General features: G+C 71.3%; 16 protein-coding genes. 10 read left to right on the forward strand and 6 right to left on the reverse strand.

Annotated features, from left to right (window positions below):
* Positions 1–15: 15 nt before the first annotated feature.
* Both P3X83_RS16085 and P3X83_RS16090 read left to right on the forward strand, forming a co-directional pair.
* Complete coding sequence (locus tag P3X83_RS16085) at positions 16–1,002, forward strand: MvdC/MvdD family ATP grasp protein (protein ID WP_277305868.1); 987 nt, start codon at positions 16–18, stop codon at positions 1,000–1,002.
* The gene (locus P3X83_RS16090) at positions 999–1,994 is read left to right on the forward strand and encodes a TIGR04500 family putative peptide maturation system protein (protein WP_277305869.1); all 996 of its coding nucleotides are present in this window, start codon (positions 999–1,001) and stop codon (positions 1,992–1,994) included. Before P3X83_RS16085 ends, P3X83_RS16090 begins: the two co-directional genes overlap by 4 nt.
* 250 nt (positions 1,995–2,244) lie before the next feature.
* Here the strand turns inward: P3X83_RS16090 and P3X83_RS16095 are convergent, their stop codons facing one another.
* Positions 2,245–2,640, reverse strand: a complete 396-nt coding sequence (locus P3X83_RS16095) for a hypothetical protein (RefSeq protein WP_277305870.1) — start codon at positions 2,638–2,640, stop codon at positions 2,245–2,247.
* A 349-nt stretch (positions 2,641–2,989) separates the two neighbouring features.
* On the opposite strand from P3X83_RS16095, the gene P3X83_RS16100 reads away from it, so the two are divergent.
* From P3X83_RS16100 to P3X83_RS16115, 4 genes are all read left to right on the forward strand, one after another.
* A complete protein-coding gene (locus P3X83_RS16100; protein ID WP_277305871.1) occupies positions 2,990–3,940 on the forward strand; it encodes a hypothetical protein in 951 nt (316 codons plus the stop codon).
* 90 nt (positions 3,941–4,030) lie between these two features.
* On the forward strand, positions 4,031–4,543 hold the full coding sequence (locus P3X83_RS16105) for a hypothetical protein (RefSeq protein WP_277305872.1): 513 nt from the start codon (positions 4,031–4,033) through the stop codon (positions 4,541–4,543).
* A 170-nt stretch (positions 4,544–4,713) separates the two neighbouring features.
* Complete coding sequence (locus tag P3X83_RS16110; protein WP_277305873.1) at positions 4,714–5,853, forward strand: transporter substrate-binding domain-containing protein; 1,140 nt, start codon at positions 4,714–4,716, stop codon at positions 5,851–5,853.
* Positions 5,850–6,890 (forward strand): hypothetical protein, encoded by a 1,041-nt coding sequence (locus P3X83_RS16115; RefSeq protein ID WP_277305874.1) that lies wholly within the window; start codon positions 5,850–5,852, stop codon positions 6,888–6,890. The genes P3X83_RS16110 and P3X83_RS16115 overlap by 4 nt, the downstream gene beginning before the upstream one ends.
* Positions 6,891–6,932: 42 nt before the next feature.
* Here P3X83_RS16115 and P3X83_RS16120 read toward each other — a convergent pair whose 3' ends face one another.
* Positions 6,933–7,793, reverse strand: a complete 861-nt coding sequence (locus P3X83_RS16120; protein ID WP_277305875.1) for a carbohydrate-binding protein — start codon at positions 7,791–7,793, stop codon at positions 6,933–6,935.
* Positions 7,794–8,031: 238 nt separating this feature from the next.
* Between P3X83_RS16120 and P3X83_RS16125 the strand changes: the two genes are divergently transcribed.
* Positions 8,032–9,444: a carbohydrate-binding protein gene (locus tag P3X83_RS16125; RefSeq protein ID WP_277305876.1), complete on the forward strand. Its 1,413-nt coding sequence runs from the start codon at positions 8,032–8,034 to the stop codon at positions 9,442–9,444.
* Between the two features lie 199 nt (positions 9,445–9,643).
* Here P3X83_RS16125 and P3X83_RS16130 read toward each other — a convergent pair whose 3' ends face one another.
* Positions 9,644–10,639: a GNAT family N-acetyltransferase gene (locus tag P3X83_RS16130; RefSeq protein WP_277305877.1), complete on the reverse strand. Its 996-nt coding sequence runs from the start codon at positions 10,637–10,639 to the stop codon at positions 9,644–9,646.
* Between the two features lie 73 nt (positions 10,640–10,712).
* On the reverse strand, positions 10,713–10,958 hold the full coding sequence (locus P3X83_RS16135) for a DUF2630 family protein (RefSeq protein WP_277305878.1): 246 nt from the start codon (positions 10,956–10,958) through the stop codon (positions 10,713–10,715).
* Positions 10,959–11,128: 170 nt separating this feature from the next.
* Between P3X83_RS16135 and P3X83_RS16140 the strand changes: the two genes are divergently transcribed.
* Both P3X83_RS16140 and leuA read left to right on the forward strand, forming a co-directional pair.
* Positions 11,129–11,380, forward strand: a complete 252-nt coding sequence (locus tag P3X83_RS16140) for a hypothetical protein (protein ID WP_277305879.1) — start codon at positions 11,129–11,131, stop codon at positions 11,378–11,380.
* Positions 11,381–11,535: 155 nt separating this feature from the next.
* Positions 11,536–13,221 (forward strand): 2-isopropylmalate synthase, encoded by a 1,686-nt coding sequence (gene leuA, locus P3X83_RS16145; RefSeq protein ID WP_277305912.1) that lies wholly within the window; start codon positions 11,536–11,538, stop codon positions 13,219–13,221.
* 49 nt (positions 13,222–13,270) lie between these two features.
* On the opposite strand, the gene P3X83_RS16150 is transcribed toward leuA, so the two are convergent.
* Positions 13,271–13,984: a TetR/AcrR family transcriptional regulator gene (locus P3X83_RS16150; RefSeq protein ID WP_277305880.1), complete on the reverse strand. Its 714-nt coding sequence runs from the start codon at positions 13,982–13,984 to the stop codon at positions 13,271–13,273.
* Between the two features lie 116 nt (positions 13,985–14,100).
* On the opposite strand from P3X83_RS16150, the gene P3X83_RS16155 reads away from it, so the two are divergent.
* Positions 14,101–15,048, forward strand: a complete 948-nt coding sequence (locus P3X83_RS16155) for an NAD-dependent epimerase/dehydratase family protein (RefSeq protein ID WP_277305881.1) — start codon at positions 14,101–14,103, stop codon at positions 15,046–15,048.
* A 925-nt stretch (positions 15,049–15,973) separates the two neighbouring features.
* Here P3X83_RS16155 and P3X83_RS16165 read toward each other — a convergent pair.
* Positions 15,974–17,254 (reverse strand): Glu/Leu/Phe/Val dehydrogenase, encoded by a 1,281-nt coding sequence (locus P3X83_RS16165; RefSeq protein WP_277305882.1) that lies wholly within the window; start codon positions 17,252–17,254, stop codon positions 15,974–15,976.
* Positions 17,255–17,363: the final 109 nt, after the last annotated feature.

The following is a 17,363-nucleotide window of genomic DNA, read 5'->3' on the forward strand; positions in this document are numbered from 1 at the left end:
CTCCTGGGAGACCTGGTGATCCTTATCCTCAGCGCCAAGGACGACATGGGCGTGAACCTCGTCCTGCCGAAGCTGCTGGAACGCGGCATCGAGGTGTACTGGTGGGATCCCGGGGACTACCCGGGGTCCGCCCGGATCACCTCCCGGCTGGACGGCGGGGCCTGGCGGCACACGCTGGTCACCGAGGACGCCGAGATCGACTCCGCCGACGTCAGCGCCGTCTGGGTGCGCCGGCCGCAGCATCCCAGGCCGCCCGCCGGCGTGGCCGGCGCGGGCTACGAGCACCTGGTCTCGGCCATCGGGCGGATGCTCATGGAGGGCTGGGAGGAGACGTTCGCGGCCCGCTGGTTCCCGGCCCGTCTCAACGCGCTGCGGCGCACCCAGAACAAGCTGGTGAACCTCGCCGCAGGGGCCAGATACGGGTTCACCGTGCCGCGCACCACCGTCACCAACGATCCCGGGGAGCTCGCGGGCATGTGGGAGGCCACGGAGGGCCGGTTCATCGCGAAAGAGGTCGAGCTGGTGCCGTACGACCTCGACGGGGAGGAACACGCCTTCTACACCACGACGGTGACCCGGCGGCATCTCACCTCGCGCCACCGGCTGGCGCACTGCCCGGTGATCCTGCAGCCCCGGATCGACAAGGCCGTGGAGCTGCGCATCACCGTGGTAGGCGACCAGGTCTTCACCGCCGAGATGCACTCCCAGGCGTCGCGGATGACCCGCGATGACTTCCGCCACTACGAAGGCAATTTCACCACCTACGCCGTGCACGACCTGCCAGAGGACGTGCGGCGGCGCTGCGTCGAACTGGTCGGGTCGCTGGGTCTGGCCTTCGGCTGCCTCGACGTGATCCTGACCCCGGAGGGCGAGTACGTGTATTTGGAGCTGAACCCAAACGGTCAGTGGGGGTGGCTGGAGGAGTTCACCGACCTGCGCATCTCCGACGCGGTGGCCGACTGGCTGGCCGCCGGTGAGCGCCCGGGGAAGGTGCCCGCGTGACCGGCTACGCCGACACCCTCGCCTCGGCGGTCGAGATGCTGCGCGGGCTGCCGCGCCGCCGCGACGCCGTGCCGGGCGCGCGGGGGATCGCCGCCGAGTGGCGGGCCGCCAATCCCGGCTGCCGCGCCCAGCTCGTCGTGGACGACCGGCCGGGCTCACCGGTGGTGGACTACGACCTGCTCATCGACCATCCGGAGGGCGGCACGGTCGCGCTCACCGCCTCGGTCGACGACGGCGTGCCGTGGACGGTCGACCACTCCACGCACTGGGCGGCGGGCAAGGTGCTCAGCGTGAACGGCCAGGAGCTGTCCGTGCAGACGGCGCTGCTGTCGATGCGCGCCTACGGCGAACGGCACCGCACCCTGCCCGACGACCTGATCGAACACTGCCTCCTCCTGCTGGAGACCTGGGACGACCAGGAGCCGACCGATGAGGAGATGCAGCGGGCCTCCGACGAGTTCCGGAGGCGGCGCGGGCTGCATGACCGCGCGGGCATGCTGCGCTGGCTGGAGGCCGTCGGCCTCACGGGGCAGGCGTATGAGAACCACCTGTTCTCGCTGGTGCGGGCGAGCCGGTTCCGTGAGCGCAAGGCTGCGGAGCTGGGCGCGGCCTACCTGGCCGGCCACGCCGCCGACTTCGACCGGGTGTCGGCGGTCTGGGCGGTCGGGCCCCGGCCGGTGCTCGACGAGCTGGCGGCGGACGGCGATCCGGTGGCGGCGATCGCCCTGGCGGTGGCCGCCGGCGCCGGAGAGCTGTCGATCCAGGTGGCCGAGCGGGCGGCGGCCGAGCTGCCGGAGCCGCTGCGCCACGCGACCGAAGGGACGGCGGTCGGGCCCGTGCCGTACGGCGACGCGTTCCTCCTCGGCGCGGTGCGCGAGAGGCGTCCCGCCCCGCACGACGACGCGACGCTGGCCGCGGCGGGCCGGGCGGCCTTCGCCGCCTTCATGGTCGAACGGCGGGCCAAGGCGACGATCGAGTGGTACTGGCCCTGAGCGCCGACCGGCCCGGCTCGCCACGCCGCTGACCGAAGGCGCTGCGGCTCGACGAGGCCACTGGCGACGTGGACGGCGCGTCCGAGGCGGCGCCATCGAGGCGGGGCCGCCCAGACCCGGATCGTGATCGCCCATCGGACGAGCACGATCAGGGGCGCGGACGCGATCCCGCACCTGGACGACGAGCGGTGGACCCGGACGGCGCCCGGGCCGGACCCGATCGGGTCCGGCCCGGGCCTTTCACCGGCGGTTACGGCTCAAGGAGAATCGAGTTGATCGGGGAGAGATTCTCCAGGTAGCTGCCGGGGCCCTTGCGGGGGCCGCAGTTCTGGCCGCCATAGGCGGTGCAGAGCCGCAGGCCCGCGCCGCCGGTCTGGTTGTTGACGACGAGCCGCGTGCCGAACACGTTGCTCAGGTTGTGGCTGCCGTAGCGGAAGTAGGTCTGCGGGGTGCCGTTCGAGGTGGCGTCGGGGTAGATGCACACGTGCCCGGACGGGCAGGCGGCCCGCTGCGGCGCCGCGACGGTGGCGCCGGCGCTGGCCGTGCCCGCCGTCAGGGCAAGGGTGAGCGTGGCGGTCGCGCCGAACGCGGCGATCATCCCCCGGCGGAGCGTGCCCGTGGAAACGCTCTTGATCTGGTCGCGCATGGTGGTGTTCCTCCCGTGTCCGAGGTCGCTGGACCTCAGTGGTGTGGCGTGGTGCGGCGGTCCGGGCGTCGGGCCCGTTCGCCACGACCGCCAATCAACCCGGACGGCGCTGGTGGCCAACAGAGGCCCGGACGAACTCGGCCGGAACCGTGCCACGGCGAGACGGGGTCTGGACGCGTTCGGTAGTGGTTCATACACTGTCGGTCATGACGAGGGTCGGATGCCTGGTTCATGAGAGGACGGGATCCGAGCAACGATGATTGCTGATCTTGGAGACAGTGGGGATCTTCGGACGGCGGACAGGGCGGGTGAGACCGACGTAGCGGCGGTGGCCCGCCATGAGGAACTGGTGACACTTTTGGCCGCGCGGTTCGCGCGGGCCGACGTGTCGCTGCGGGAGTTGCAGGCGCGGGCCGATCGGGCGGGCGGCACCCGGCTGCCCAGGTCGAGCTGCGCGGACATGCTGGCGGGGCGGCGGTTTCCGAAGAAGGCGATGATGGTGGCCTTCCTGCGGGCCTGCCGGGTGCCCGAACACGAGCTGCCGGCGTGGGAACGCGCGTGGGAACGGGTGCGTCTCACGCGCATGCCGGCCGTTCCGGGACAGCCCCGGACGGCCGGGCCGGGGCCCGCCGGGCGCCCGGCGGACGGTGAACCGAACCGGCCGGCGACGCTCGTGTCCGCCGTCGGTGGCCGGTGGCGGTGTGCGGTCCTGCTGGTTCCTGCCGTGGCGGGGATCGCGGTCGTCGTGGTCGCCGCCGCCATGACGCTGGTGTCGCTCGGGCGGACGACCACCGACGACGGCCGCGCGTTCGGCCCCGGCGGGTCGAGCCGGTTCACCGTCCGGATCGATCCGGCCAACACGGGGGTGCGGCTGGTCCGCCGCCTGGACGCCAACGTGCCGCTGCAACGCGCCTCGGTCGCCGTGGACGGCGTGCCCGTGGGGGAGTGGCGCCCCCTGCTCGGCGGCACCTACGGATGGGTGGATCAAACCGTGATGATCCCCCCAGAACTGACCTCGGGCCGGAGCCGGCTCACCGTGGTGAACACGTTCGTGTCCTCGGCCTGGGACTTCAACGAGTTCCGCTACCTGGTGCAGCAGCGCATCAACGACGGCTGGACGACCGCCGACGTGCTCGACATCGGTCCCGGCCACACCGGCAGCGAGGCCGCGCACGGCTACCGGATCACCAACCAGACCTTTCGCGGCAGCCGCACGCTGGAGTACCCACCGCCCGGAGAGCAGGCGGGGGAGCACACGGGAGAGCACACGGGGAGTCCGAATCCGTGGCCTGACCGCTGAGTCCGGTCCCTGGTCCGGGCGGTCGCAGCCGCCCGGACGAGAGATCATCGGAGGTGGTGGCATTGTCCGCAGGGCGGTAGAAATGACCTCATGATCTCCGTTGCGGTAACCGGGCATCGCGGGCTTCCGCCCGCCACCGCGCGGCTGGTGGACGGCGCGCTTCGCGAGGTCCTCGCGGGCCGCGCGGCCGGTGCCGCCCTCACGGGCGTTTCCTGCCTGGCGGACGGGGTGGACCAGTTGTTCGCGCGGGCCGTCCTGGACCTCGGCGGCCGGTTGGAGGTGGTCGTGCCGGTGCGCGGATACCGCGAGGTGCTGCCGCCCTACGTGCGGGCCGAGTACGACCGGCTGCTGGCCGCGGCGGCGCGCGTCGAGCGGCCGGCCTTCGACCAGCCCACGCCGGAGGCGTACATGGCGGCGAGCGTGGCGATGCTGGACCGCGCGGACGAGCTGATCGCGGTATGGGACGGGCTGCCCGCCAGGGGGCACGGCGGCACGGCGGACGTGGTCGCCGAGGCCCGCAGGCGGGCGATGCCGGTCCGGGTGCTCTGGCCGAATGGGGCGACGCGGGAGGAACCGGGTGTCATGCCGCCCACGGACGGCTGAGACGCTGCCCTGCACCCATCCCGCGATCATCCAGGCTGTCCGGAGATAGCTAACTTTCACAAGTACTGCGAGGTTTGATCCCGTTCTGCTGGCAGTGGTGTCACGGATGGCGTGCTCGGCGTAGCCTGCCGGGAAACACGGGCCGGGAGACACAGGATGTGGGGGGCGCGGTGGAGAGCGAGAAGCCCGGGGGAACGGCGGGAGGCGACCCCGGACAGGGGGTTTCACCCCCGGCACCACCGGCCGCACCGGCCGAGGGGGAGGCCGTTCCGCCGGGGGAGCCGGGCACGGCCGTCCTGGGCGGGACCGTTCCGCCGTCGCGGCGCGTCAGGGCCAGAAGGCTGCGCCTGTACGGCTGGCTGGTGGCCATCACCGCCGCCCTGCTCGCGGGCGGCGGGATCATGTGGGGCACGGGCACGCCCACCGAGGCCGAGTTACGCGAGCAGGCGGGGCTGCTGGACAAGGAGAACCTGCGGATCGGGGTGAAGGACGACACACCGGGCATCGCGGTGCGCGACAAGGAGACCGACACCTTCAAGGGCTTCGACATCGACATCGCCTACATGATCGCCAACGACCTCGGCTTCCAGCAGTCCCAGGTGGAGTTCCTGTCCATCGAGACCGAGGACCGCGCGCGGATGCGGGCGCAGGACAAGAACGACGCCTTCGTGTCGGTGGACCTGGTCGTCGCCACCTTCAGCGTGACGGACGAGCGGCGCAAGGACACCTCGGTCGGCTTCTCCTCGCCGTACATGCGCACCGAGCAGTCCGTGGTGACCAAGAGCGGCCACGCGCCGGTGACCTCGCTGCAGCAGCTCCGCGACAAGCAGGTCTGCACGCTCGGCACCTCCACCTCGCAGAACGAGCTGGAGCGCGCGGGAGCCCGGCTGACCGGGGTGAACCGGATCAAGCAGTGCATCGACGGGCTGTACGCGGGGACCTACGAGGCGGTGAGCACCGACGCGGCGATCCTGGCCGGGTTCGTCACGGCGTCGGCGGGGCGGTTGCGGCACTGGGACGTCGGCGTGGAGAAGAGCGAGCACTGGGCCGTCAACACCGGCACGAACGAGGCGCTTCGCCGTCTCGTGGAACTCTCCCTCTACCGCTCGCTGGCCGATCCCGCCGACCGTCGCTGGGAGAAGGCATACGATACCCACATCCTGCCGATGGCCTCCACCAACCAGGGCATCGACATAGCCGGGGACATCCAGCCGTGCCTGGTGGCCCCCGACGTGCGCCGCTGGCCATGGGAGCGGGACCTGCCCCGGCCGCAGTGCCGGCTCGACCAGGAGTGGGCGCCCGGCGGATGACCGAGGAGAGCGGCGGGGGGAAACCTGGGCCGGCCCGCAGGCGCAGGCCGGTGTACCGGTCGGCGGCGCGCGACCAGGAGTGGCTGCTCGCGGTGCTTCCGGCCTTCCCGGTGGCGCTGCTGGTGATGCGCCTTTGGTACGCGGGGCGTCAGGACACCCAGACGGTGCTGCTGCTCGTCCAGCACGTCAGCCCCTTGGGCCTGCTCAGCGTGGTGCTGCTCACCATGATCTGGGTGGTGCCGGTGGTGGTGCTGGCCGGACGGGTGCTGGGATCGCTGTACCGGGTGAGCACCGGGCGGTCGTCCTGGCTGGTCAGGAGCGCGGATCGGATCCCCGACTGGGTGGTCGCGCTCGCCGTGCTGCTCGCGATGCTCGGCTGGCAGCTCAGGTTCCTGCCGGTGCTGGCGGCGTTCGCGCTGTCCGCGGCGGGGCTGACGGTTCGCGACCGCCATCCCGAGCGCGCCCGGCTGGTCTACGCGGTGTGCGTGGTCGTTCCGGTGTTGGCGGCGGTCTTCGTCTACGTGATCCTCTATCCGGCGATCGCCATGGCCAGGGCGGAGGGCGACTTCTCGACGCTGATCCTGCTGGCCGTGCCGCCGGGGGTGGCGCCGCTGCTCACCGGGCCGGTGCCGGAGGTGTCCGCCTGGCTGATCGCGCACGGCGCGGCGGCCGTGCTGGCCGTCGTGCTGCCGCTGGCGACGGGCCTGGTGGTGCTGCGCGCCCCGATCCTGCCGCTGAGCGCGGTCGAGGTGACTCCGGAGCGGAAGTCCCCCGGGAACGAGGTGGTGGTCGGCTACGTGATCGCGGCCGACGACCGGATGACGACCCTGCTGGAACGCGCGGGGCCGGTGCGTTTCGTCAGGAACGACATGCTGGTGTCGCGGGTGCTGTGCCCCGAGCCGGGGGATGTCCCCCGCAGCCGGGTCCATCTGCGCCATTGGTACGTAGAACAGAGCATGATCTCGTGGCTCGCGCCCGATCCGCTCCCGGCGGCGATGGACCCGCGCTGCGAAGGTCGTCCGCCCGCCGACCCGTGACCCCAGCGGGACGGCGGGCGGCGGGCGTTCAGTGCCGTGAGATCACGCGCGAGCCCACAGGGCCGGCACGTTCGGCGGCTCCCAGCCGGGCAGAGCGGTGTGGCTCTGCAGGCAGCGGTAGCTGGTGCCGTTGTAGGTGACCGTCGCGCCCGCGGAGTACGCGGTGCCCGCGGCCCACGTGGTGGGGCCGCCCGTCGGGCCGCCCGTCGGGCTGTTGGTGGGGGTGTTGGTGGGGCTGCTGGTCGGCTGACCGGCGATGTTCAGCACGAAGTCGTACGTGCCCTGACGCTGACCGCCACTGGTCGACATCGTCATCAGCAGACGAGGGTTGTAGATCGTGTCCGTGCTGTTGCGCGGCTCACCCGGGAAGTAAAGCTGGGTGGTCAGGATCGGCCGGCCGGGGGCCTGGACCTTGACGTGGATGTGACGCGTACGTCCCGGGTACAGGCCGGGGACGATGGTCACGAGGCGGTACTGGCCCTGCGCGTTGGTGAACTGGTGACCACGGAAGGTGAAACCGTAGTTGTCGTAGTTCCCGTTGTTGTCGGCCTGCCAGAAGTCCAGCAGCGCGTTGGCCACCGGCTGACATGCCCGGTTGAAGACGTAGCCGGTGACGACCAGTGCCGTGCCGGACCCGGGCAGCGTGCTGCGCTGGGGGGAGTTCGGCTTGAAGTACGGGCCTTCCGTCTGCGCCAGCGTGGGCGGGTCGCCGTCGCTGCAGTAGGGGGTGGGCTCCAGAGGCTGGCCAGGAGCCATGTTGCGGGCCAGCGCGGGAATCTGGGGGACCAGGAGGGAAATCGGCGCGGCCATGACGGCAGCCCTGAGCAGGGTCTTCCGCGAGATGACCTTGCCGTCCTTCCCGGTTTCCATCTCCCTCTCGTCGCCGGTGTGCTCGGCGTCCACAGTGATCTCCTTGGCTTTCGGGGGCGGCGTGCCCGGATGCGGCCCGTCGCGTGTGAAGCTCGGGCCGCTGTCCCAAAAGCTGACACCCCCCTCTGGAAACCGAGTACCCCACAGATATCCATAATGTTGCGATATAGACGGATGCACATAACGGTGTAATAGGTTCCAACTGATAGGGCCGCTCCGTGTGTCTGTGCCGTTACGTTAACGGCGCACCCCCCGACACAAGGAGAGATAGATGCTCCGCAGAAAAACCGTGACCGCGGGTCTCGCGCTCGCTCTCACGTTGGTGGCCGCCCCGGCCATCGCCTTCGCCGCGTCCGGTGGCAATGGAGTTCCCCAGGCCGCCCCCGCGCCGGTGCCCCCGGCGACGGTATACGCCCAGATCAAAGCAGCGGCTGCGGCCGCACTGATCCCCACGCCCGTTCAGGTCGACGACCTCAAGAAGAACCTCGGGCTGACTCAGCAGCAGGCTGAGCTGCGCCTGGACAACGAGGCCGCGGCAGGCCGGCTGGAGCCGCTGCTGCGCGGCAGGCTCGGCGTCGCCTATGCGGGAAGCTGGGTCACCGGCGCGACCTCCACTCTGGTCGTCGCGACCACGGATGCCGCGCAGATTCCCGCCATTCGTGAGGCGGGCGCCGAGGCCAAGGTGGTCAAGAACTCCCTGGCCGCCCTCGACTCCGCCCAGGGCAGCCTGGACCAGGCGCTGCGCGACTCCGCCGACGTGGCGACCTCGTGGGGCGCCGACCTGACCACCAACAAGATCGTGGTTCGGACTCCGAACCCGGCCAAGGCGAAGGCCAGGATCAAGGCGGCGGGCGTTGACGCCGGGCTGGTCCAGGTCGTCAAGTCCAGCGAGAAGCCCGTCCTGCTGTACGACGTGCGCGGCGGCGAGGCTTACTACATGGGCAGCGGCGGTCGCTGCTCGGTCGGCTTCTCGGTGACCAAGGCCGGATCGCAGGGCGGCTTCGTGACCGCCGGCCACTGTGGCCGGGCCGGGGTCACCACCAGCGGCGTCAACCGCGCGGCGCAGGGCACCTTCCGCGGCTCTTCGTTCCCCGGCAACGACTACGCCTGGGTCGAGGTCAACTCGCAGTGGGTCCCGACCGGCGTCGTCTACGCCTACGGCTCCGGCGTGGTCACCATCAACGGCTCCACCGTGGCCCAGCCGCAGTCCAGGATCTGCCGTTCCGGATCGACCACGCAGAACCACTGCGGTACCGTCCAGCAGCTCAACACCAGCGTGACCTACCAGGAGGGCACCGTCTCCGGTGTCACCCGCACCAACGTCTGCGCCGAGCCCGGCGACTCCGGTGGTTCCTTCTACTCCGGCGACCAGGCGCAGGGCATGACCTCCGGTGGCTCGGGCAACTGCAGGTCCGGCGGCACCACCTACTTCCAGCCGGTGGGCGAGGCCCTCTCGGTCTACGGTCTGACCCTGGCCGGACGTAGTGGCCCGACCGGTGGTCCCACCGGTGGCCCCACCGGTGGCCCGACCGACCCGCCCGGTGGCACCTGGGCCGCCGGCACCGCGTACGCCGCGGGCGCGACCGTGACCTACGGCGGCAGCACCTACCGCTGCCTCCAGGGTCACACCGCCCTGCCCGGCTGGGAGCCGCCGAACGTGCCGGCTCTGTGGGCCCGGGTCTGATCCACGACCGGAGCGGATCTCACCAGACCTGACCTGATCGGTGGGATCCGACCCGACGTCGGCCCTGTGCCGGAGGCCACCCCTCCAGCGCCCCCGGCACAGGGCCTCTCGCCGGTTCCTGTACGGCCGCCGCGCGACGGCCGGACGACCGGCACCCCCTGGGGGCGGGCCCACCACACCTCGCCCGCCCCCAGGGGGTTTACGCGTTTCCGGGGGACACCTGCCACTCGTGCCAGGTGTCGAGCGGGCGGAATCCCATCAGGTCGTTGATCGCCAGCATGTGCGCGTTCGACGTGGCGTTCCAGGTGGTGAGCCGCCGCATCGCCGGTTGCTCGTCCAGCAGTGCCAGCGCGTTGGCCAGCTTGAGCGTCATCCCCAGGCGCCGCCCGCGGTGCGGGCGCAGCACCACGGTGTCCGCCTGCCTGCCCCAGCCGTCCGGGGTGCCGGGGTAATACTTGATCGAGGTGTATCCCGCGACCTCTCCGGTGGCCCTGTGCCGGGCGATGATCTGCCGGCCGGTCAGCCCGGAGCCGGACTGTTCCCGCTCCGCCGCCCGTACCCGCTCGGCGTCCCACACCGAGTCCTCCATGTCGAGGTCGCCGATGGGCGCGTCGTTCATCCCCATGTACACGAGCGCGAGGTCGGCGTACAGGTGTTCGGGGGCGTCTCCCCGCCACACCTCCAGCTCGTAGTCCGCCGCGTGCTCCCGGGCCTCGGCCAGCATGGCCGCGAAGCGGTCGCGGTCGGCGGCTCGCAGGTCGAGCACCTGGCGCGTCTCGGTGGTGGCCGGGGTGAAGCCCCTCGCCCGGGCGAACGCCGATCCGGGTCCCTCCGACTCCGCCTCGGCGATGAGGACCCTCCTGCCCTGCCCCGTGGCCCGCTCGGTGGCGTGCGCGAGCAGCGCCGAGCCCAGGCCTCGGCGGCGGGCCTCGGGGACGACCACCAGCAGGTCGATCAGCGCGACGTGGGTGTTGTCCCTGGTGGGAAACCGGAGGGAGTAACCGCCGGTGACCCTCCCGTCGCGCACGTCGGCGTACGCCTCGGCCCGCTCGTACCAGCCGGTGATCGACGCGGTGGTGAAATGGGACAGTGACATCGCCGGACCGGGGTCGTCGTTCCGGTGCGCCGCCAGGTAGGCGGCGTGGAACGCGGCGACGAGCGGGTGGTCGGTGGCGGGCACCGGCAGGATCGGCATGCTCGCCAGCAAATACGATGGGCCCCCGGTGCGCGAGCCGATTTACCGCGATGTCACTGTCGGTGACCTCGGCCTACTGCTGGTACGACTCGATCTCGTCGACCGGGCGCGCCTCGGCGTCGGCGGGGTTCTCGCCGAACTCACGCCGGGCGCGACGCTGCCGCAGCAGGTCCCAGCACTGGTCGAGAGCGCGTTCCAGAGATACGATCCGGTCGTTCTCCTCGTGGGAGGACAGCTCGCCCGCGGCGAGGCGGGCTCGCAGGTCGTGCTCCTCGGCGATGAGCCCGTTGATCCGCGTCAGAATGTCGTCGTCTCGCATGGTCGTTTCCCCATTCCCTCACTCATCCAGGACTGTAGCCCCTGGTGCCCGTCGGCAACCTCTCCCGGCGTCGCTTGCGAATGAGAGCCACCGCAATGGGCAACCTTTGATACGCGGACGGTTATCGTTCGCCGACGAAGAGCGATGCCGTGAATCATCAGATGACGCACGTGACCACCACGTCCGAAGGCGCCGAGGTGTGGGCCTGCGCGGTGTGCGGGCGGCGGATCCGCCTGCGCTGGCCGCCGCACTACGAGCGGACCGTGCTCCACTCCGGCGATGAGTCGATCTGCCACCCGGGCGTCCACCTGGGCGTTCGCGGTCCGGGCGAGCGCGCCGGGCCGACGCACGACGAGCGCGCCTGGCTCAGGGAGCACGGCATCGAATGGGGAGACCCCTACGACATCTGCTACCCTCCATAACGTGCTGCGTGGCCTGCTCCTTATGTGCCGCGGCGGGGGCCTTTCCTAGGCCGGCTCCCTCGTCGCGGTGCCAGTCATGCGCGTCGGCCGCTTGTTGAGCCCTGACGAGGAGCGGAAGACCCGTGACCGATTACCCGCAGCAGCGTCCCACCTCGATGCCCGTAGGCCGCTACCAGCCCTACGAACCCGTGCGCCTGGCCGACCGCACCTGGCCGGACAAGGTGATCACCGAGGCTCCCCGGTGGTGTGCCGTCGATCTCCGTGACGGAAACCAGGCGCTGATCGACCCCATGGACGCCCACCGCAAGGTCAAGATGTTCGGCCTGCTGGTGCGCATGGGCTTCAAGGAGATCGAGGTCGGCTTCCCCGCCGCCTCGCAGACCGACTTCGACTTCGTGCGGCAGATCATCGAAGAGGACATGATCCCCGACGACGTCGTGATCCAGGTCCTCACCCAGGCCAGGCCCGAGTTGATCGAGCGCACCTTCGAGTCGCTGCGCGGGGCCGGGCAGGCGATCGTCCACCTGTACAACTCGACCTCCACGCTGCAGCGCCGCGTGGTCTTCGGGCAGGACCGCGAGGGCATCACCGCCATCGCCGTCGAGGGCGCCAAGCTGTGCAAGAAGCTGGCCGACGCGATGACCGACACCACCGTCTACTTCGAGTACTCCCCGGAGTCCTTCACCGGCACCGAGCTGGACTACGCGGTCGAGGTGTGCGACGCGGTCAACGAGGTGTGGCAGCCGACCCCCGACCACAAGGTCATCATCAACCTGCCCGCGACGGTCGAGATGGCCACCCCCAACGTGTACGCCGACCAGATCGAGTGGATGAGCCGCAACCTGGCCCGCCGCGACTCGATCATTCTGTCGCTGCACCCGCACAACGACCGGGGCACCGCCGTGGCCGCCGCCGAGCTGGGCTACATGGCGGGCGCCGACCGCATCGAGGGCTGCCTGTTCGGCAACGGCGAGCGCACCGGCAACGTGTGCCTGGTCACCCTCGGGATGAACCTGTTCTCCCAGGGCGTAGACCCCCAGATCGACTTCTCCGACATCGACGAGATCCGCCGGGTCGTGGAGTACTGCAACCAGTTGCCCGTGCACCCGCGTCACCCGTGGGGCGGCGAGCTGGTCTACACCGCCTTCTCCGGCTCCCACCAGGACGCCATCAAGAAGGGCTTCGAGCATCTGGAGATCGACGCCGCGGCCGAGGGGGTCGCGGTGGACGACTTCCGCTGGGCCGTGCCGTACCTGCCGATCGACCCCAAGGACATCGGCCGCACCTACGAGGCGGTCATCCGGGTCAACAGTCAGTCCGGCAAGGGCGGCGTCGCCTACATCATGAAGGCCGACCACCAGCTCGACCTGCCGCGCCGCCTGCAGATGGAGTTCTCTAGGGCGATCCAGGCGCGCACCGACGAGCAGGGCGGCGAGGTGACCCCCGCCCAGATGTGGGAGGTGTTCGCCGACGAGTACCTGCCCAATCCCGCCAACCGCTGGGGACGCCTGGGGCTGCTCGCCCACCGCAGCACCTCCACCGTGGAGGGCCAGGACAAGATCGGCGCCGACATCCGGGTGGACGGCGAGATCCGTGAGGTCGAGGGCGTCGGGAACGGCCCGATCTCCGCGTTCTGCGACGCCCTGGCCAAGGTCGGGTTCACCGTCCGCGTGCTGGATTACACCGAGCACGCGCTGGCGGCGGGCACCGACGCCAAGGCCGCGTCGTACGTCGAGTGCGACGTCGACGGCCGGGTGCTGTGGGGCGTCGGCATCGACGCCAACACCACCACGGCCTCGCTGAAGGCGCTCATCTCGGCGGTCAACCGCGCCGCGCGCTGACCGGAGGGGCGGGGGTACGGCAAGGCATCTCGCCCGCCGTACCCTCGCTTCATGCGTCCGCCGGGTAGGCGAACCCGATGAACCGCCCCATGCAGGTCATGCTGTGCTCGAAGGCCGACCCCGGGTCGAGGATCGTGTTGGCGAACTGGCCGAACAGCTCCAGGCTGATCGCGCCGAACAGGGCGGTCCAGGCCACCACCGCGCGGGCGACGACGTCGTCGGGCAGGCCGGGCATGACCCGGCGCAGCCGCTCGGCGTCGCCGGACCATGACGGCGCGTGCGGAGAGGGGAAGCCGGGGGCCGGATCGAGCACCCCGGACCGATGGGCGTCGGCCATGATGCCGCCGTAGACGACGACGTCGCGGATGGCGGGGCCGATGGTGTCCTCCGGGGCCTGGTATCCGGGCACCGGCGAGCCGTACAGCAGGGCGTACTCGTGCGGGTGGGCCAGCGCCCACTCGCGCAGCGTGCGGCAGACGGTGAGCCACCGGCCGCCGTGGTCTACGGGTGGACAGGCCCGGTCGGCGGCCTCGACCGCGTCGCCGATGGCGTTGTAGCCGTCGATGATCAGCGCGGTCAGCAGGTCGTCGCGGCTCGGGAAATAGCGGTAGATGGCAGAAGAGACCATCCCCATCTCCCTGGCGACCGCGCGCAGGGAGAGCCCGGCGGCGCCCTCCGTGGCGAGCTGCCTGCGTGCGATGTCGGTGATTTCCCTGGTCAGCTCGGCGCGGACTCGTTCCCGCGCGGTACGGCCCGCGTTCATGGCACCACCTTAACAGAGCACCGGAAGCAGGCGAGAGCACTGCTCTTGACAGAGTCGCGCCATTCGGAGAGCATTGCTCTCGAAACAGTCTGCTGATCCCAGAGGGGCGGGTCATCATGAGCCAGCACGTGGTCGTCGGAGCGGGTCAGGTCGGGACGGAGGTCGCCCGGCGGCTGGCCGGGCTCGGCCACGAGGTCACGGTGGTGAGCAGGTCCGGCTCCGGCCCCGTCCTGCCGAACGTGCGGCGGGTCGCCGCCGACGCCGGTGACCGGAGTGCCCTGACCTCGATCGCCACCGGCGCCGACGTCATCTACAACTGCGTCAACCCGGCGTACCACCGCTGGATGACCGACTGGCCGCCCATCGCCGCTTCGCTGCTCGCCACGGCCGAGGCCACCGGCGCCGGGTACGTCATACTCGGCAACCTCTACATCTACGGCATGTCCAACGGGCCGCTGACCGAGGCCACCCCGCTGCGTCCCACCAGCGAGAAGGCCCGCGTCAGGATCCGCATGTGGGAGGAGGCGCTGGCGGCGCACCGGGCCGGCCGGATCAGGGCCACGGAGGTGCGCGGCTCCGACTACTTCGGCCCCGGCGCCCTGGACCAGTCGCATCTGGGCGAGCGGTTCATGCCCAGGCTGCTGGCCGGGAAGGCGCCGCGCCACATCGGCGACGTCGACCAGCCGCACAGCTGGACCTACATCCCCGACGTGGCCACCGCTCTCGTGACGGCGGGCACCGACGACCGCTCCTGGGGGAGGGCCTGGCACATCCCCACCGCCGGGCCGCAGAGCTACCGCCGGATGGCCGAGCTGACCGCCGAGGTGGCCGGGGTCGCCATGCCCGGCGTGAGCGCCTACCCCGCGTGGGTCGTGGACGCCCTCGGCCTGGTCGTGCCGATGCTGGGCGAGATCAAGCACGTCCGCTACCAGTTCGACCGGCCGTTCGAGATGGACTCCACCGGCTTCCAGAAGACGTTCGGGATCGCCCCGACCCCGCTCGGGGAGGCGCTGTCGGACACCGTCGCGTGGTGGCGGGAGCGCCTGGCCTCGGTCGCGGCGTAGGAGTCCATGGTCCGTCCGGCCGAGGCCAGCAGGCCGTCCAGCCGCTGGCGGGTCAGCCGGGCGATCAGCGAGAAGCCGTCCCTCTCCTGGTAGGGGGAGGACGAGGTGGCCACCCCCACGACCGCGTCGCCGCGCACGGCGGGGCCGCCGCTGTGGCCGTCCACGATCTGGCAGTTGCGGGTGACCAGCATGCCGGGGCCCGGGGTCTTCGCGTCGGCGGAACCGCCCGAGCAGCGGTACATGTCATCGCCCGGATATCCCAGGTCGGACGGGTACCCCAGCAGGCTGAGCCGCCGCATCGGGGCCTCGCCCCGATGCGTGACCACCGGGCGCAGCCCGGGGCCGGTGACGTCCTCCAGCCGCCGGCCGTGGGCGTCCGGCTCCACCCCCACCACCCCGACGTCGTGCGGGATGGTGCCGATGGAGTAGGAGTGGGTGCGCCACGGCTTCGTCACCCACGTGCGGGCGGCCCTCCAGACCCCGAGCGGGGTGTCGTCCGTTCCCGCGCTGTTGTACGCGGGGACGAACACGACCCGGTCGTACCAGCGCCGCGCCCGGCCGTCGTTGTCGAACAGGCAGTGCGCGGCGGTGAGCACCAGGCTGCGGCTGTGCGAATGGACCACCGCGGCCCCGCACCGGCGCTCCACGCCGGTCAGCGGGTCATGGCTGACCAGCAGCCCGGTCACCCGCTGCGCCCCCGGCCCGGTGTACGGCCGGGCGACCGGCGCGTAGCCGAACCGGTCGCCGCCCGGCGTGACCACCAGCCTGCGCGGTACCTCCCGGGGCACGGCGTGCCCGGGAGGCGCGCAGAGGACAAGAACCGAAACGAGCGCGAGCGCTACCGAACCCAGCCGCGTGATCACACATCTCCGGTTACCCTGCGTGACCGGCGGTAAATCCGTACGTCCGGTAAAACCCCCCTCTGTCAGGGATAAAGGCCGCGCAGGCGATGGGCCTCGGCCACCCGGGAGACGCCGATCGCGTGCGCCGCCTGGCGCAGGGTCAGGCCGCGGCTCTCGGCCAGCGCGCCGACCTCGCCGAAGGCCTGCTCCATCAGGTCGCGCAGCTTGATCTGGACCTCGCCCGCGCTCCAGGAGTACGCCTGGGTGTTCTGCACCCACTCCAGGTACGACACGATCACGCCGCCCGCGTTGGCCAGGATGTCGGGCACCACCGTGACGCCGGAGCCGGTCAGGATCACGTCGGCCTCCGGCATGGTCGGCCCGTTGGCGCCCTCGACGATGAGGCGGGCCCGGACCCTCGGCGCGTTCTCGGCGGTGAGGACGCCCTCCAGCGCGGCCGGGACCAGCACGTCCACGTCGAGTTCGAGCAGCTCCTCATGGGTCAGCCGGTCGGCGTGCCGGTAGCCGGAGACCCCGCCCGATTCACTGTGGTGCTCGCGCACCGCGGTGACGTCGAGCCCGTTCCGGTCGGCGATCGCGCCGGTGACGTCGGAGACGGCCACCACCCGGCACCCGGCGTCGGCCAGGTAGCGCGCGGTCTGCGCGCCGACCTTGCCGAAGCCCTGCACGGCCACGGTCACCCCGGCAGGGTCGCGGTCGCCGAGCGCGCTCATGGTGGCGATCTGCACACCGCGCGCGGTGGCCCCGGCGCGGCCGAGCGAGCCGCCCAGGATGGTGGGCTTGCCGGTCACCACACCGGGCACCGAGTAGCCCGCGTTCACCGAGTAGGTGTCCATGATCCAGGCCATGGTCTGCTCGTCGGTGCCCACGTCGGGCGCCGGGATGTCCTGGTCGGGGCCGATCAGCGGCAGGATCTCGTTCACGTAGCGGCGGGTGACCCGCTCCAGTTCGCGGGTGGTCAGGGTGGCCGGATCGACGCCGACGCCGCCCTTGGCGCCGCCGTACGGGATGCCGACCAGCGCGCACTTCCACGTCATCCACATGGCGAGCGCGGTGACCTCGAACAGGTCGGTGGCCGGGTGGAAGCGGATGCCGCCCTTGGCGGGGCCGCGTGAGACGTTGTGCTGGACCCGGTAGCCCTGCACGACGTCCATCCGGCCGTCCTCGCGGCGGACGGGCACCGAGACGGTGAGCGAGCGGCGGGGGGTCGCGAGCATCTTGCGCAGGCCGTCGTCGAGGCCGAGATGCTCGGCGGCCTGGTCGAGCTGGAACAGCGCGGAATCGAGGGCCAGACGGCCCGGACTGGCGGTTGCCGACGCCTTTGGCGGCACCATGACGGTCATGAAGACCTCCGGAAGGGCGGGGCGCCGTTGCCCCGCTCGACTGTGTTGTGGATCGACCGCGGAGCGCCGTTGCCCCGCCACCGACCTCTTCATCTTGATCCAACCCCGT

Source organism: Spongiactinospora sp. TRM90649, assembly GCF_029382225.1.
Taxonomy (GTDB): Bacteria; Actinomycetota; Actinomycetes; order Streptosporangiales; family Streptosporangiaceae; genus Spongiactinospora.